This window comes from Azospirillum oryzae (genome assembly GCF_008364795.1).
Taxonomy (GTDB): Bacteria; Pseudomonadota; Alphaproteobacteria; order Azospirillales; family Azospirillaceae; genus Azospirillum; species Azospirillum oryzae.
The window spans coordinates 199,265-214,378 of sequence record NZ_VTTM01000010.1 but is presented as its reverse complement, the minus strand read 5'-3'; the positions used below and the strand labels follow the sequence as shown (position 1 = coordinate 214,378).

General features: G+C 69.0%; 18 protein-coding genes and 1 riboswitch. Of the genes, 10 read left to right on the top strand and 8 right to left on the bottom strand.

The features are described 5' to 3' along the window. The first annotated feature begins 147 nt into the window (after positions 1-147). The 5 genes from FZ938_RS23710 (at position 148) to ribB (ending at position 4,332) form a co-directional block, all read left to right on the top strand. Positions 148-894, top strand: a complete 747-nt coding sequence (locus FZ938_RS23710; RefSeq protein ID WP_149200877.1) for a creatininase family protein — start codon at positions 148-150, stop codon at positions 892-894. Positions 895-1,052: 158 nt separating this feature from the next. Further along, positions 1,053-2,093: a heat-inducible transcriptional repressor HrcA gene (hrcA, locus tag FZ938_RS23705; RefSeq protein ID WP_085090505.1), complete on the top strand. Its 1,041-nt coding sequence runs from the start codon at positions 1,053-1,055 to the stop codon at positions 2,091-2,093. A 54-nt stretch (positions 2,094-2,147) separates the two neighbouring features. Then, complete coding sequence (grpE, locus tag FZ938_RS23700; RefSeq protein ID WP_149200876.1) at positions 2,148-2,756, top strand: nucleotide exchange factor GrpE; 609 nt, start codon at positions 2,148-2,150, stop codon at positions 2,754-2,756. A gap of 157 nt (positions 2,757-2,913) precedes the next feature. Further along, a complete protein-coding gene (locus FZ938_RS23695; protein ID WP_149200875.1) occupies positions 2,914-3,279 on the top strand; it encodes a response regulator in 366 nt (121 codons plus the stop codon). Between the two features lie 90 nt (positions 3,280-3,369). Continuing rightward, a riboswitch (FMN riboswitch) is annotated at positions 3,370-3,520 on the top strand. A gap of 149 nt (positions 3,521-3,669) precedes the next feature. After that, a complete protein-coding gene (gene ribB, locus FZ938_RS23690; RefSeq protein WP_109149747.1) occupies positions 3,670-4,332 on the top strand; it encodes a 3,4-dihydroxy-2-butanone-4-phosphate synthase in 663 nt (220 codons plus the stop codon). 38 nt (positions 4,333-4,370) lie between these two features. Here ribB and FZ938_RS23685 read toward each other — a convergent pair whose 3' ends face one another. The 6 genes from FZ938_RS23685 to FZ938_RS23660 form a co-directional block, all read right to left on the bottom strand. Continuing rightward, positions 4,371-5,255: a DUF1848 domain-containing protein gene (locus tag FZ938_RS23685; protein WP_149200874.1), complete on the bottom strand. Its 885-nt coding sequence runs from the start codon at positions 5,253-5,255 to the stop codon at positions 4,371-4,373. A 63-nt stretch (positions 5,256-5,318) separates the two neighbouring features. Then, on the bottom strand, positions 5,319-5,876 hold the full coding sequence (locus FZ938_RS23680) for a NifU family protein (RefSeq protein WP_085090767.1): 558 nt from the start codon (positions 5,874-5,876) through the stop codon (positions 5,319-5,321). 184 nt (positions 5,877-6,060) lie between these two features. Then, positions 6,061-6,582, bottom strand: a complete 522-nt coding sequence (locus tag FZ938_RS23675) for a universal stress protein (protein WP_109074873.1) — start codon at positions 6,580-6,582, stop codon at positions 6,061-6,063. A gap of 18 nt (positions 6,583-6,600) precedes the next feature. Then, positions 6,601-7,371 carry a TIGR02186 family protein gene (locus tag FZ938_RS23670; protein WP_246457620.1) on the bottom strand — a complete coding sequence of 257 codons (771 nt, stop codon included), beginning with the start codon at positions 7,369-7,371 and terminating at the stop codon, positions 6,601-6,603. Positions 7,372-7,382: 11 nt separating this feature from the next. Next, on the bottom strand, positions 7,383-8,300 hold the full coding sequence (locus tag FZ938_RS23665; RefSeq protein WP_149200873.1) for a sulfite exporter TauE/SafE family protein: 918 nt from the start codon (positions 8,298-8,300) through the stop codon (positions 7,383-7,385). Between the two features lie 125 nt (positions 8,301-8,425). Continuing rightward, positions 8,426-8,956: a hypothetical protein gene (locus FZ938_RS23660; protein ID WP_149200872.1), complete on the bottom strand. Its 531-nt coding sequence runs from the start codon at positions 8,954-8,956 to the stop codon at positions 8,426-8,428. 127 nt (positions 8,957-9,083) lie between these two features. On the opposite strand from FZ938_RS23660, the gene FZ938_RS23655 reads away from it, so the two are divergent. Next, complete coding sequence (locus FZ938_RS23655; RefSeq protein ID WP_149200871.1) at positions 9,084-9,563, top strand: hypothetical protein; 480 nt, start codon at positions 9,084-9,086, stop codon at positions 9,561-9,563. Between the two features lie 93 nt (positions 9,564-9,656). Here the strand turns inward: FZ938_RS23655 and FZ938_RS23650 are convergent, their stop codons facing one another. After that, a complete protein-coding gene (locus tag FZ938_RS23650; protein WP_149200870.1) occupies positions 9,657-10,667 on the bottom strand; it encodes an adenosine kinase in 1,011 nt (336 codons plus the stop codon). A gap of 166 nt (positions 10,668-10,833) precedes the next feature. Here FZ938_RS23650 and FZ938_RS23645 point away from each other — a divergent pair, with 166 nt between their 5' ends. The 4 genes from FZ938_RS23645 to FZ938_RS23630 all read left to right on the top strand — a co-directional run bounded on the left by FZ938_RS23645 (position 10,834) and on the right by FZ938_RS23630 (position 14,390). After that, complete coding sequence (locus FZ938_RS23645) at positions 10,834-11,292, top strand: winged helix-turn-helix transcriptional regulator (protein ID WP_149200869.1); 459 nt, start codon at positions 10,834-10,836, stop codon at positions 11,290-11,292. Further along, positions 11,289-12,557 carry a beta-ketoacyl-ACP synthase II gene (gene fabF, locus FZ938_RS23640; protein ID WP_149200868.1) on the top strand — a complete coding sequence of 423 codons (1,269 nt, stop codon included), beginning with the start codon at positions 11,289-11,291 and terminating at the stop codon, positions 12,555-12,557. Before FZ938_RS23645 ends, fabF begins: the two co-directional genes overlap by 4 nt. 95 nt (positions 12,558-12,652) lie before the next feature. Next, on the top strand, positions 12,653-13,348 hold the full coding sequence (locus FZ938_RS23635) for an EI24 domain-containing protein (RefSeq protein WP_149200867.1): 696 nt from the start codon (positions 12,653-12,655) through the stop codon (positions 13,346-13,348). Between the two features lie 151 nt (positions 13,349-13,499). Then, positions 13,500-14,390 (top strand): bactofilin family protein, encoded by an 891-nt coding sequence (locus FZ938_RS23630; protein ID WP_149200866.1) that lies wholly within the window; start codon positions 13,500-13,502, stop codon positions 14,388-14,390. 84 nt (positions 14,391-14,474) lie between these two features. Here the strand turns inward: FZ938_RS23630 and nth are convergent, their stop codons facing one another. Beyond that, positions 14,475-15,110: an endonuclease III gene (nth, locus tag FZ938_RS23625; RefSeq protein WP_149200865.1), complete on the bottom strand. Its 636-nt coding sequence runs from the start codon at positions 15,108-15,110 to the stop codon at positions 14,475-14,477. Between the last annotated feature and the right edge of the window lie 4 nt (positions 15,111-15,114).

Sequence of the window (15,114 nt, the reverse complement as noted above, 5' to 3'; positions counted from 1 at the left end):
CCATTGCGCCAGCACGGGATGAGTGCCGCCCGTCCGACAGCTCGTTCATGCCCGCCCGGCGCAGGGAGCGGTTGTCGCGGCCGTCCGGGCGCCTAACATGAGGGCAAACGCATTTCCGGCACGCATCGTCGAAAAGGATCCGCCACCGTGCAGCTTCACCTGAGCACCTGGGCCGAGGTCGAAACCTACCTCAAGACCTCCAAGGGCATCATCATGCCGATCGGCTCGACCGAGCAGCATGGGCCGAACGGGCTGGTCGGCACCGACGCCATCTGTGCCGAGGTCATCGCCAAGGGCGTCGGCGACGCCACCGGCGCGCTGGTCGGCCCGACCATCCCGGTCGGCATGGCCGTCCACCACATGGAATTCCCCGGTTCGATGACGCTGAAGCCGTCGACGCTGATCGCCCTGCTGCGCGACTATGTCGGCTCGCTGGCCGAACACGGGTTCGAGCGCTTCTTCTTCGTCAACGGCCATGGCGGCAACATCGCCACCGTCCGCGCCGCCTTCTACGAGATCCATGCGGAGAACCGGGCGCTGCGCGGCCGCGACGCGCCGGACCTGCGCTGCGCCCTGGCGAGCTGGTGGGAGAATGGCGAGGTCGCCCGCCTGTCGCGCGAGCTGTACCAGGGCAAGGAAGGCTCGCACGCCACCCCCAGCGAGGTGTCGCTGACCCAGTACGCCTATCCCGACTCGATCAAGACCGCGGCGCTGGAGCCGGAACAGGCGCCGGCCGGCGGCTTCCACGACGCCCGCGACTTCCGCCGCCGCTATCCGGACGGCCGCATCGGCTCCGCCCCCGGCCTCGCCCGCCCGGAGCATGGCCGGCAGCTGTACGAGGCGGCGGTCGGCGCCATCGCCACGCAGTACCGCGCCTTCCTGGCGGAGCAGTAAAGGCTGCCATAGGGTCGCAAGGCCACCTTCAAGCCATTGCTCTGCTTCTTCTCCCCGCACGTTGATTCGGCGGTCGGACCTGCCTAAATTCGGACCGGTTGACGGAACTCCCGTTCCGCAGCCGACCAGCCCGAACAGAGCCCGACCGCCCGACCTCCATGATCAACGAGCTGAACCAGCGATCGCGCGAGATTTTCCGGCTGATCGTCGACGCCTATGTCGCGTCCGGCGAGCCGGTCGGTTCGCGCACGATCTCCAGGCGGCTTGGCATGGCCTTGTCGCCCGCGACCATCCGCAACGTGATGGCGGACCTGGAGGAGCAGGGGCTGCTCTATGCCCCGCACACCTCGGCCGGCCGCATCCCGACCGACGCCGGCCTGCGCATGTTCGTCGACGGCCTGCTGGAGATCGGGTCGCTGACCGAGGACGAGCGCGCCTCGATCGAAGCGAAATGCTCCGCCTCCGGCCGCGCCTTCGCCGACGTGCTGGGCGAGGCGTCGACCATGCTGTCCGGCCTGTCGCACTGCGCCGGCCTGGTGGTGGCGCCCAAGACCGACCGGCCGCTGAAGCACATCGAGTTCGTGTCGCTCGGCCCCGGCCGCGCCCTGGTCGTCCTGGTGAACGAGGACGGTCTGGTCGAGAACCGGGTGATCGAGGTGCCGATGGGGGTACCGACCTCCACCCTGCAGACGGTGTCGAACTTCCTCAGCGCCAAGCTCGCCGGCCGCACGCTGGACGAGGCGCGGCAGGAGGTGCTGCAGGAGATCGAGCAGCAGAAGACCCAGCTGGACGAATTGTCACGCAAGGTGGTCGCCGCCGGTCTGGCCACCTGGGCCGGCAGCGGCGGGTCGAACGCCGGCCAGCTGATCGTCCGCGGCCAGTCCCGCCTGCTGGAGGACGTCACTGCGCTCTCCGACCTGGAGCGGGTGCGCGGCCTGTTCGAGGCGCTGGAGACCAAGGAGACGATGCTGCGCATGCTGGACGCCACCGGACGCGGCGACGGCGTGCAGATCTTCATCGGGGCCGAGAATGTGCTGTTCAGCCATTCCGGCTGTTCGATGATCATCTCTCCCTTCCAGAACAGCCGGGAACAGGTGATCGGGGCCATCGGCGTCATCGGCCCGACCCGCATCAATTACGCCCGCATCATTCCGCTGGTGGATTACACCGCCAAGGTGGTCAGCCGGCTGATCGGCTGAGCGCCGCCTCCCTCACTCACTCCGCCTTTTGACGAAGCAAGAATTGAGAAAACCATGAGCGAAGAGCAGAACAAGCCCTCCGACGCCACGGTGGAGCCGACCGAGGCCACCGCCGAGACCGCCAACGGTGCCCCCAACGGTGCGGAAGCCGGTTCGCCCGAGGACCGCGTCGCCAAGCTGGAGGCCGAGGTCGCCAGCCTGAAGGACCAGCTTCTGCGCGCCATGGCGGAGACGGAGAACACCCGCCGCCGTGCCCAGCGCGACCGCGAGGACGCCAGCAAGTTCGCCGTGTCCAGCTTCGCCAAGGAGCTGGTGTCGGTCGCCGACAACCTGCGCCGCGCGCTGGACGCCGTCCCGGCCGAGGGCCGCGAGCAGGACGAGATGCTGAAGGGCCTTGCCGTCGGCGTCGAGGCGACCGAGCGCCAGCTGTTCGCCGCCTTCGAACGCGCCGGCATCAAGAAGCTGGACCCGGCCGGCGAGCCGTTCGACCCGAACTTCCATCAGGTGATGTTCGAGATCGAGAACACCGGCAAGGCCGCCGGCACCGTCGTCCAGGTGCTGCAGCCCGGCTACACCATCCATGGCCGCCTGCTGCGCGAGGCGATGGTCGGCGTCGCCAAGGGCGGTGACGCCGGCGGTCAGCACGTCGATACGAAGGCGTAACCATACAGCCTCTGCCAAACCTCCGGTTCAGCGGCGATCCGCCGGACCGGGGGTTTGGCCTTGTTCGGGATAGGGGATGCCAGCGGTTGACGGTCGCCGGGAAATTGCCTAGGCCTTTCCCTTATTCCTTTCGGCCGAGCAACCGGAGCCGCGTTCCATGCCCAAGAGCGTCCTGACCGTCGACGATTCCAAGACCATCCGCGACATGGTCGGTTTCACGCTGAAAGGCGCCGGCTATGAGGTGGCGGAGGCGTCGGACGGCAATGCCGGCCTCGCCCTGGTCAACCAGCGCAAGTTCGACTGCATCATCACCGACCTGAACATGCCGGGTCTGGACGGGCTGGCGCTGACCCGCGCCATCCGCGGCTCGGCCCTCAACCGCACCACCCCGATCCTGCTGCTGACCACAGAGGCCGACCCAGCCAAGAAGTCCGCCGGCCGCGAAGCCGGCGCCACCGGCTGGCTGGTGAAGCCGTTCAACCCGGAAAAGCTGGTCGAGACGGTGCGGAAGGTTTGTCCGTAAAGCCTGTGCGCACCCGTCACCCGCACCCTTGACAGACACCACTCCGCCCACGAAGCTGAGGCCGCCGTCCGCAAAAGGGCGGCGACATATGCTTGTTCTCAGGGCAGGGTGAAACTCCCGACCGGCGGTATCCCTTCAACTGAAGGGGAGCCCGCGAGCGCCCGTGGCACCCGCCACGGGGACAGCAGACCCGGTGCAAGGCCGGGGCCGACGGTTACAGTCCGGATGGAAGAGAATGAGCTAGCTACGCAGCCACCCATGCCGGGCGTAAAGCCTGGGCCGGGGTGCCGGCGATGGCTTGCGCCGACACCGTGGATGCATTGCTTCCCGATGCCGGGGGATCTCTTTTGCGCCCTGATTCAGGCTCGCCCAATTTTTGGAGTGAGAACCATGAATCAGCCCCAGACCCATGATGGCCTTCTTTCCCGTTTCGGTACGCCGGAAGAGCGGATCGCCCTCGCAGTCGAGCGCATCCGCAAGGGCGGCGGAGTCATCGTAGTCGACGATGACGACCGCGAGAACGAAGGCGACATCATCTACCCGGCCGATGCCATCACCATCGACCAGATGGCCTTCCTGATCCGGACCTGCAGCGGAATCGTCTGCCTGATCCTGCCGGAAGAACGACTGGAAAGGCTCGATCTTCCGCCGATGGTGTCGGCCAACAGCGCCCGCTTCGGCACTGCCTTCACGGTGTCGATCGAGGCCCGAACCGGTGTCACCACCGGGGTATCGGCCGCCGACCGCGTCACCACCATCCGAACGGCCATAGCTGAAGATTGCCGGCCCGAGGACCTAGCGCGGCCGGGCCATGTCTTCCCGATCCGCGCCAATCCCGGCGGCCTCGCCGCCCGCCGCGGCCATACCGAGGCTACCATCGACCTGATGTTCCGGGCCGGCCGCAAGCCCGCCGGTGTCCTGTGCGAGGTGATGAACCCCGACGGCACAATGGCCCGCCTGCCGGAGCTGGTTGCCTTCGCCGTGGAGCACGATCTGCCCATCGTCAGCATTGCCGATCTGGCCGGCGACCATCGCCTGCGTTCAGTAGCGTGAGGGAAGCGGCCCCGCCTGGACGGGCGGGGCCGTCACTCTCAGGCGGTGGCTGACCGCCGCGCCACCAGAAACTCCCCCTCAGGATCATGCGCGGCGAAGCGCTGCTGGGCCTTGCCACGGTCGGCAACGGCATAGCAGTAGACGCAGCCGTGCGGACAGCTGTCGTAATCGCCGATGTCACGGCTTTCGGCGCACAGGCAACCGGGCCTATTTCCCTTCTCCCGCGCCGCCACCGGATACCCCGCGACATCCGACAGCCGCACCGCATCGACACAGCGGGCCGGCGCCGTGCCGAGTGTGCCGACCAGTTCCGGTTGGGTGCAGAGCGTCAGCGCCATTCCCTCCCCCGCCGCGGTCCCGGCCAAATCCGCCAGCAGCGACCGTTTCTCCTCCGCCTCAGGATCGCTCCAGCCGATGCCGGCGGCGGCGAGGTTGCGGGCGGTCTTGCGGTAGGGCTGGAGGAAGGAAGCCACCACCTCGTCGGTCACCCCGCGCAGCGCCCGCGCGATCCGGGCGAAGGTCTCGCGGTGCCAGTCCGGCGGGGTCGCGTCGGTCAGCGCGATCGGGTCGTAGCGCCAGACCGCCGCCCGCGGTCCCCAGCGCTCGCGCACCCGCGCCATATGGCCGGCCGCCGTCTCCCAATCGGGAACCGAGCGTTCCAGCGCGGTGGGCAGGCCGGTGACGCTGTACTGTACGATAAAAGGAAAACCCCGCTCCGCCACGCTGTCGAGCGCGCCGAGGAACGGTCCCAGATTCTTGGTCCAGAAGATGAAGCCGTCGACCGCCGGCCGGGTCAGGTCGATGCGGTAGGTCTGGCCGCCATAGGGATTGACCATCCGGCAATAACCGGAGTCGAGGCGGTTCAGGAACCAGCGCCCATAGAAGGCGGGAATGTCGGTCTTGTAGCTGGCGGAGATGATCATCCCGCCAGCATGGGAATGCCGGCCCGCCGCATCAAGGGCGGACCGGCATAACCGGAGAGCGGATTACTGGACCGAGCGGACTTCGACCACTTCGGGGATGTAATGGCGCAGCATGTTCTCGATGCCGTGCTTCAGCGTGGCGGTGGAGCTGGGGCAGCCGGAGCAGGCCCCCTTCATCGCCAGATAGACGACGCCCTTCTCGAAGCCCTGGAAGGTGATGTCGCCGCCGTCCTGGGCAACCGACGGGCGGACGCGGGTGTCCAGCAGCTCCTTGATCTGCTCGACGATCTCCTCGTCATCGGCGTTCGACGCCGCGGCATGGCCGTCGCCGCCGTCTTCCAGCAGGACCGGGCGGTCGGCGGTGAAATGCTCCATGATGACGCCGAGGATCGACGGCTTCAGCAGGAACCAGTCGCGCGCGTCGGTCTTGGTGATGGTGATGAAGTCGGCGCCCAGGAAGACGCCGACGACGCCCTCGATCTCGAACAGGCGCTGGGCGAGCGGCGAACGGGCGGCATCCTCGCGGCTGGTGAAGTCGGCGGTGCCGCGTCCGAGCACGTCACGCCCCGGCAGGAACTTGAGAGTCGCCGGGTTGGGCGTCTGCTCGGTCTGAATGAACATGGTCTGGTCCTCCATCGGCGGCGGATTGGAACCGCCGGCGCGCCCGGGATCGGGACGCGGAACGATTGGGTGGAAATTTGGGCCGAAACGCCGGGCGGATCAAGGACCCCGCTTGTGTGGGTATTCGGCATCCGGCATGCGCGGCCTGTCCCTGCGGCGCCTATCCTTACCTGCGTGCCCCCACTTACGTGATCGCGTCCAGCGCCTCGTTGCTGAGCCCGCCGGGGACGATGGTCAGCGGGATGCGCAGGCGCCCCAGGCCGCGCCCGGTGTAGTAGGAGATCAGCGGACCGGGGCCCTCCGGATCGGTGCCGGCGGCCAGCACCAGGATGGAGATGCTCGGCTCCTCCCCGATCAGGGCCAGCACCTCCTCGGTGCGGTTGCCTTCGCGGACATAGAGCGCCGGCAGGGTGCCGGTCAGCTGGTTGACCTCGCGCGCCAGCTTCTGGAGCATCTGCTCCGCCTCGGCGCGCTGTTCCTCGCGGATCAGGTTCTCCACCGCCAGCCAATGCTGCATCTCGCCCTTTTCCAGGACGGTCAGCAGCGCCACCTTGCCGCCCGACTTGCGGGCGCGCAGGCAGGCATAGCGGAGCGCCACCTTCAGCTCCGGGCTGTCGTCGACCACCACAAGGAAGATGCGCACCGGCTTGGGAGCCGGCGGCTGGGCGGGCGTTTCCGGCGTCGTGGACTGCGTCGCGTCGCTCATCTCGATCACCCTCTCGGCTTAGATCCGGCGGAATGCGGCGCCGGCCGCCCAGCCGGCCGCGATGGCGCCGACGACGGCGGCCACCCCGTAGATGACCGGGCGGTTGCGGGCGAAGTCCGACACTTCGGCGCTGAACCCGATCTTGGACACCACCAGCGGCGTGGTCTGGGCGCTGACCACGTCGCCGTCACGAATCAGCAAGGCTTCGACATTGTACAGCCCGGTCGGAACGTTTGCCGGAAAATAGATGTTGGTGCGGAACAGCCGTTCGCCCAGGAAGGCGACCTGTCCCATGGAAATTGCGTACAGCCCCTGGCGCTGCTTGTTGCGGATCAGCGCGCTGCGGTAGGCGGCAAGCTCGTCCGGCGGCAGGGTGGCGTCGGCCGGCAATTGCAGCTGCGGCAACCCCAGCTGCTGGCGTTCCAGCACCGGGCGGCCGACCAACTGGTCGAGCGGCCGGCTGACCGCCACCGTGTAGAAGCTCGGCACCTGCTCGAAGCGCACGCTGTCGGTGTTCATCCACATGCCGGCCACCCGCTGCTTGCGGCGGACGGTGGCGGGGCCGCGCGGGCCGGTGACGACGATGGCAACGTCGCCCGGCCCGTCGGTGGTGCCGAACAGCACGACCTCCGTGCCGGTGAAGCCGGTGGTGATGGCGATCAGATGGCTGGACAGGTCGGCGACCAGCTGCTGCGCCCACACCGTCGCCGCCACCGTGCCGCCCAGCAGCAGCCCGGCCAGCGCCGCGGCGCCCTGGATCAGCATGCGCCTGGTCGGCCGGCGTTTCATCACCCCCGCCATCATCGCAATCCCGTGGTCAGGGTGAACAGGTCGTCGGGACGGGAGAACAGGTCCCAGGCCAGCTTCAGAGCCACCGCCACGACGATGGTCGCCAGCGCCAGCCGGGCGGTCTCGCCGCGCAGGCGGCTGCCCGCCTTCGTTCCGAACTGGGCGCCGATCACGCCGCCGATCAGCAGCAGAAGCGCCAGCATGGCGTCCACCGTCTGGTTGGTGGCGGCCTGCAGCAGGGTCGCCGCCGCGGTGGTGAAGATGATCTGGAACAGCGAGGTTCCGGCGACCAGCCCGGCCGGCATGTTCAGCAGATAGATCATCGCCGGCACCAGGAGGAAGCCGCCGCCGATGCCCATGATCGCCACCAGCATGCCGCCGATCGCCCCGATCCCCGCCGGCAGCAGGGCGGAAATGTAGAGCTTCGACCGCTGGAACCGCATCTTGAAGGGCAGGCCGTGCAGCCAGATGTGGCGGTGCAGCTTGCCGCGTTTCGCCGTCGGCGCGCGGCGGCGCAGGATGGCGCGGCTGCTTTCCACCAGCATCATCCCGCCGATGGTGCCCAGGAAGAAGACGTAGGACAGGGTGATGGCGATGTCGATCTGGCCCAGCCGCTGCAGGATGCCGAAGATCCACACCCCCACCGCGGTGCCGACCACGCCGCCGCCCAGCATCACCACGCCCAGCTTGACGTCGACGTTGCCGCGCCGCCAATGGGCCAGAACGCCCGACACGCTGGCTGCGACCAGCTGGTTGGCCTGGGTGCCGACGGCGATGGCGGGGGGAACGCCGATGAAGATCAGCAGCGGCGTCATCAGGAACCCGCCGCCGACGCCGAACATCCCCGACAGGAACCCCACGAGCCAGCCCATGCCGAGCACCAGCAGCGCGTTGACCGACATCTCGGCAATCGGCAGGTAGACTTGCATGATTGGGCAATCTGTCGGGATGTTCAGGATGGGCGGCGGGACCGGCAGCTTACCCGAGCCGATGCTGTGGCGGAAGACCGCAGAGCCGGCCTTTGGGGCTAGAATCCCGGTGCAAGGGGGAGCTATCAGGGCACCGGCGCATGGAAAAAGACCTTGAAGCCGGCCTTGTGCGGAAAGAGGTGCTCCGCCTCGCGCCGGGCGGACTGCAGGTCCAGCGCATGGACCAGCACCCGGTTGTCATAGCGCCAGACCGGGTTCACCGGCTTTCCGGCGGCCCGTGCGGCGGTGGCGACCGCGGTGTCGTACTGCACTTCCGCCCGGAAGGTGCTGCGGTTGCCGCCGGACGTGCCCAGGATGTGCAGGAAGACCGGCGGCTCCTTGTCCACCGCATCGATCTGGCGCTGAAGATGGCCGACGCGCTGTTCGCCGGCCGACAGCCGGCCCCTCGCCTCCTCCAGCCGGCAGGTCAGGTCGGCCAGCGCCTCGGTCTCCACGCGCTGGCGTTCCTTCAGGGGCACCACCGACTGGCGCAGCCGGTCCAACCCGGCGACCCGGTCCCAGCTGCGCCGGATGCCGACCCAGCACAGGTGGCACAGCACCGCCAGGGCCGCCACCAGCGGAACCGCCGAGTCGAGGATCGTCCGGACCGCCTCCATCACCACTCCATCGTTCGGCCCATCGCCCGGCCTATCGCCCCGACGCTCGCGCAGCCGATCTTGGCATGCCCGTTGCTGAAACGCCGGCGCAAGCACGCAAGGAGCGTGCCGAAGGAGCGGAGGGACGATGAGCGCGCAGACGCCGCTGCTGCTCGTGCTGGAAATGGTGATCCTGATGGCCTGCCTCAGCTGGATCACCGTATCCATCCTGCGGATCGGCAACCGGATCGCCGCCGTCCAGCGCCGCCGCTCGCAGTTGCATCAGGGACGGACGGAGCTGACCCAGACCACAGACTCCCTGCGCCGCGACCTGCGACGCCAGGAAACCGAGCTTCGCCAGCTGGAAGAGGCCATCGGCGTGCGCAATGCCCAGGCGGTGGAGTTGCAGACCCGGCTGAACGACCTGCGCCGGCAGGGGCCGCGCGAATACACGCTTTTCAATGAGCGCTTCGGCGAGAAGGACCGGCTGTGGCTGCTGAGCGTCCCGCGGCCGGACCGGCCGGATCGCTGGGCGGTGGCCGCCCCGGACAGCGGAACGGCGATGGCGCTGCTGTGCGCCAGGACCACGGTGCCGGACCGTCCCGTGATCGATGACCAGTTGAATTGACCCCCCAAAACGGGACCGGCCGCAGTTGCAGAATGCAATGCGGCCGGCAACGTCTTTGCGATTTGACGCGCAAATCGCGCCTCGGGGGATGGCTTACGCCAGCAGGCCCTTGGCGGTGACCAGCTCGCGCAGGTTCACCTCCGGCCGGGCGCCGACATGGCTGATGATCTCCGCCGCGGCGACGGCGCCGAGACGGCCGCACACCGCCGGGGGCAGGCCGCGGGTATGGCCGAACAGGAAGCCGGCGGCATAGAGGTCGCCGGCGCCGGTGGTGTCGACCACCCGCTCCACCGGCTCGGCCGCCACTTCGACCACCTCGCCGTTGGAAACGATGACGGCGCCCTTCTCGCTGCGGGTCAGCGCCGCGGTCTTGCCCAGACGCTTCACCGCCGCCAGCGCATCCTCGAACTTGTCGGTGCCGTAGAGGGCGCCGATCTCGTGCTCGTTGGCGAACAGGATGTCGACATGGCGCTCCACCAGATCGACGAACTCGGCATGGTGGCGATGGACGCAGAAGCTGTCGGACAGCGACAGCGACACCTTGCGGCCGGCGGCGTGGGCGATCTCCGCCGCCTTGCGGAAGGCCTCCTTGGCGCGGGGCGGGTCCCACAGATAGCCTTCCAGATAGGTGACCTGCGACCCGGCGATCAGCGCCTCGTCGATGTCCTCGGGTCCCAGCTCGACGCAGGCGCCGAGATAGGTGTTCATGGAGCGCTGGGCGTCCGGGGTGACCAGGATCAGGCAGCGCGCGGTCGGCGCCCCACCCAGCAGCGGCGCGCTGTCGAAGGCGACGCCGGATGCCCGGATGTCGTGGCGGAACACGTCGCCCAGCTGGTCCTTGGCGACCTTGCCGATATAGGCGCCGCGCCCGCCGAGCATGGCGATGCCCGCCATGGTGTTGCCGGCCGAACCGCCGGAAACCTCGACGCCCGGACCCATCCGGCCGTACAGCTCCTCCGCCCGGGCGGCGTCGATCAGTGTCATCGCCCCCTTCTCGATGGTGTTGGCGGCGAGGAAGGCGTCGTCGGCGTGGGCGATCACGTCCACAATGGCGTTGCCGATGCCGGTGACGTCGTAGGCGGCATCGTGGGTGGACGTGGCCATGGGCTCTCCTGAGGGGTCTTGCGGTAAGGGCAAAATTGCGGCGCGAGTATAGCCGCCGCTGCCCGCATCACAAGTGCGGCTCCTGGAAGCACCGTCGATGGTCTCCGAAGTCGAACCGTCCGCCAGTAACTTGCATGATGAAAGTGACTGTGCGACAGTCGCCGCCATGCGACGCACCCGGCTGACCGACGTCCCCTGCCCCATCGCCCGCGGCCTCGACGAGGTCGGGGAATGGTGGTCATTGCTTATCCTGCGCGATGCGATGCGCGGCCTGACCCGCTTCGACGAGTTCCAGCGCAGCATCGGACTCGCCACCAACATGCTGACCCGGCGACTGCAGGCCCTGGTCGAGGCCGGGCTGCTTGAAAAGCGGCCTTACCAGGAACGCCCGCTGCGCCATGGCTATCATCTGACCGACAAGGGACGGGATTTCCTGCCGGTTCTGGTCGCCATGGCCGACTGGGGCAGCCGCTGGCTGCTGCCCGGCGGAGCGTTCCGGCTGGTCGACCGCGAGACCGGCCTGCCCGTCGAACCGGTGCTGATCGACCGGACCACGGGCGAAGCGGTTCGGCCGGAGCGGCTGCGTCCGGAATTCACGATCCCTGCAAAGGACGAAACCGAATGAGACGAGTCGTGGTCACCGGTCTGGGCGCTGTCACCCCGCTCGGGGCCGGCGTGGTGCCGAACTGGCGCGCCGTGCTGGACGGGCGGAGCGGCATTCGGGCGGTCAGCGGGGTCGATGCCGCCGACCTGCCCTGCCGCATCGCCGGCCAGGTGCCGGAAAGCGCGGACGAAGCCTTCGGGGCCGCCCTCGACGCCGATGCGGTGGTGCCACCCAAGGACCAGCGCAAGATGGACCGCTTCATCCTGCTGGCGCTCGCCGCCGCGGACGAGGCGGTGGCCGATTCAGGCTGGCGCCCGACCGACGCGGAGGCGCAGGAGCGCACCGGGGTGATGATCGGCTCCGGCATCGGCGGCCTGCCGGGGCTGGCGGAGGCGGCGCTGACCCTGCACGGGAAGGGGCCGCGCCGCATCTCGCCCTTTTTCGTGCCGTCGACCCTCATCAATCTCGCGTCGGGTCATGTCTCGATCCGCCACGGCTTCCGCGGACCGAACCATGCCGCCGTTACCGCCTGCGCGACGGGGGCGCACGCCATCGGCGACGCGGCCCGGCTGATCGCCATGGACGATGCCGACGTCATGCTGGCCGGCGGCAGCGAGGCGGCGATCTGCCGGCTCGGGATTGCCGGCTTTTGCGCCGCCCGCGCGATGTCGACGGGCTTCAACGACGACCCGGCCCGCGCGTCGCGCCCCTGGGATCGCGACCGCGACGGCTTCGTGATGGGCGAAGGGGCCGGCGTGCTGGTGCTGGAGGAGCTGGAGCATGCCAAACGGCGCGGCGCCAGGATCTACGCCGAGGTGACCGGCTACGGCCTGTCGGGCGACGCCTACCACATCACCTCGCCGGCGGAGGACGGCAACGGCGCCTTCCGTGCCATGCGCGCCGCGCTGAAACGGGCGGGGCTGGCGCCGGACGCCATCGACTACGTCAACGCTCACGCCACCTCCACGCCGGCCGGCGATCCGGTGGAGATCGTGGCGGTCAAGCGCCTGTTCGGTCCGGCGGCGGCCGGCCTTTCCATGTCATCGACCAAGTCGGCGACCGGCCATCTGCTGGGAGCGGCGGGCGCCGTGGAGGCGATCTTCGCCATCCTGGCGCTGCGCGATCAGGTGGCGCCGCCCACCCTGAACCTGGAGGCGCCGTCGGAAGGGTGCGACCTCGACCTCGTCCCGCTGCGGCCGAAGGAACGGCGCATCCGGCACGTCCTGTCGAACAGCTTCGGCTTCGGCGGAACCAACGCGGCGCTGGTATTCAGCCCCGTGGCCTGAGGGGATGGCGGAAGGGGGGACTGGAACCCGGCGCCCGGCCACCGTAGATATGCGGGCGGCCGCGCGCCCTTGCCCCAACCGCCTACGGACCGCCGATGATCCGCGCCCTCGTGCTTGCCTTCGCCCAGCTGTCCGACCCGCGCGTGCGCCAGGTGGTGTGGACCGGGGTGCTCGTTTCGGTGATCGCCTATGCCCTGCTGGCCGGCGGCGCATGGTGGGCGCTGTCGGTGACGCCGCTGACCGGTTACGGCTGGGTCGACGCCACCATCGACGTGCTGGGCGGTCTGGGAGTTCTGGTCCTGGCGTGGCTGCTGTTCCCGGCCACCGTCGGCACGGTGTCGAGCTTCTTCCTGGACGAGGTGGTGGAGCGGGTGGAGGCGCGGCATTACCCCGCCCTGCCCGCCCCGCGCCATGCCGGCTGGATGGAGGAACTGGCGACGGCGCTGCGGTTCCTGCTGCTGGTGCTGGCGATCAACCTGCTGGCGCTGCCGGTCTACATCTTCGCGCCCGGCCTGAACCTGATCGTCTTCTACACCGTCAACGGCTACCTGCTGGGGCGGGAGTATTTCGAGATGGTGGCGCACCGCCGGATGGACCGCGCCACGGCGCGGGCGATGCGGCGGGCCCGGCCCCTGAAACCTTTTTTGGCCGGAACCCTCATTGCCTTCCTTTCGACAATCCCCTTCGTCAATTTGCTGGTCCCGGTCGTCGCCAGCGCCTTCATGGTTCATGTCCTACAGTCCATGTCGGCTCCCCTTGCGGCGGGCCGGACGACCGTGATACGCCGCTAGGCGGCACGGCCGCACGCCATCGCCTGCCCGGAAACCGGCCGCCCGGACACCGACTGTGGCGTCCGCCTTCACGGCGGCGCGCTTCCGGCACCGGGCCTTTCGACTTCCAGGCCATCCCGCCACCCGCATGTCCAGATTGGGGGAACCGCTCATGCTGTTCGGACGAAAGACACCGCCCGCCGCTCCCAAGGCCGACAGCCCCGTCCCGCCGCAGCCGGGTGTCCGTCCGTACACCCCGGCCGAGCCCGGCGCCGTCTCGTCGCCGCTCGCCTCCCTCAACAATCCGGCGCAGGCTCCTGGACACTATCCGGCATCCGCCCCGGTATCTCCAGTGGCGGCCGGAGCCGCCGCACCCAGCATGGCCCACGCCCTGACCGATCCGCAGAGCGCCTCTCCGGCCTATCCCGACATGCCTTCCGCCTCGAAGGGACCCGACATGAACAGCATCCCCAAGCCCCCGTCCGCGCCGTCCATGCCGGGTGCCGGCTTCAAGCCCGACGTGCCGCGCCGGGTCGTCGACATGCCGGGCTCCGCCCCGCGCCAGCCGTCGATCCCCGTCGCCACCCCGTCGGCGCCCGCCGCCCAGGCCCCCGTGCAGGCTCCGGTCGCCCAGGCCCCGATGGCTCCCGCCATGCCGGAGCAGCGCCGCCTGACCGTCGGCCGCGACATCTCCCTGACCGGCGAGATCGGCTCCTGCGACGTGCTGGTGGTCGAGGGCACGGTCGAGGCCAAGCTGCGCGAAGGCCGCTCGGTCGAGATCGCCGAGAGCGGCCTGTTCAAGGGCTCCGTCGAGATCGAGGAGGCCGACATCGCCGGCCGCTTCGAGGGTGACATCTCCGTCCGCGGCCGTCTGACCGTCCGCTCCACCGGCAGGATCACCGGCTCGATCCGCTTCGGCGAGCTGGCGGTCGATGCCGGCGGCCAGCTGATCGGCGACATCCAGCTGTACAGCGCGAAGCTCGCCGCCGCTCCGGCCCCGGCCGCGGTTCAGGCGCCGGCCCAGGCTCCCGTCGGGCAGGTTCCGGCGGCCGAGGCCGTCTGACACGCCTATTCGAAGCGCAAGGCACGCAAAGCAACGCCCGGCCGGCTTCCGCCATGCCGGGCGTTTTGCGTTTCCCGTCAAGGATCAGGCGATGATCTTGTCCTTGAAGCCGCAGAGGTCGGCGACCGGGCAGATCGGGCAGTCGGGCTTGCGCGCCTTGCAGACATAGCGGCCGTGCAGGATCAGCCAATGGTGGGCGTGGCGGCGGTAGAGCTTCGGCACCGCCTTCAGCAGCTTCGCCTCCACCGCGTCCGGCGTCTTGCCGGGAGCCAGCCCGGTGCGGTTGCCGACGCGGAAGATATGGGTGTCGACCGCGATGGTCTCCTCCCCGAAGGCGACGTTCAGGACGACGTTCGCCGTCTTGCGGCCGACGCCGGGAAGCTGTTCCAGCGCCTCGCGGTCGCGCGGCACCTCGCCTCCATGGCGTTCGATCAGCAGTTCCGACAGGCGGATGACGTTCTTGGCCTTGGTGTTGAACAGGCCGATGGTCTTGATGTACTGGCGCAGCCCTTCCTCGCCCAGCGCCACCATCTGCTGGGGCGTGGTGACGAGTTTGAACAGTGGACCGGTCGCCCTGTTCACGCCGACATCGGTGGCCTGGGCCGACAGCACCACGGCGACCAGCAGCGTGTAAGGATTGACGTATTCCAGCTCGCTCCGGGGTTCCGGGTTGGCGGCGGACAGGCGGCGGAAGAATTCCTGGACGGCGGCGGGCTTCATGGCC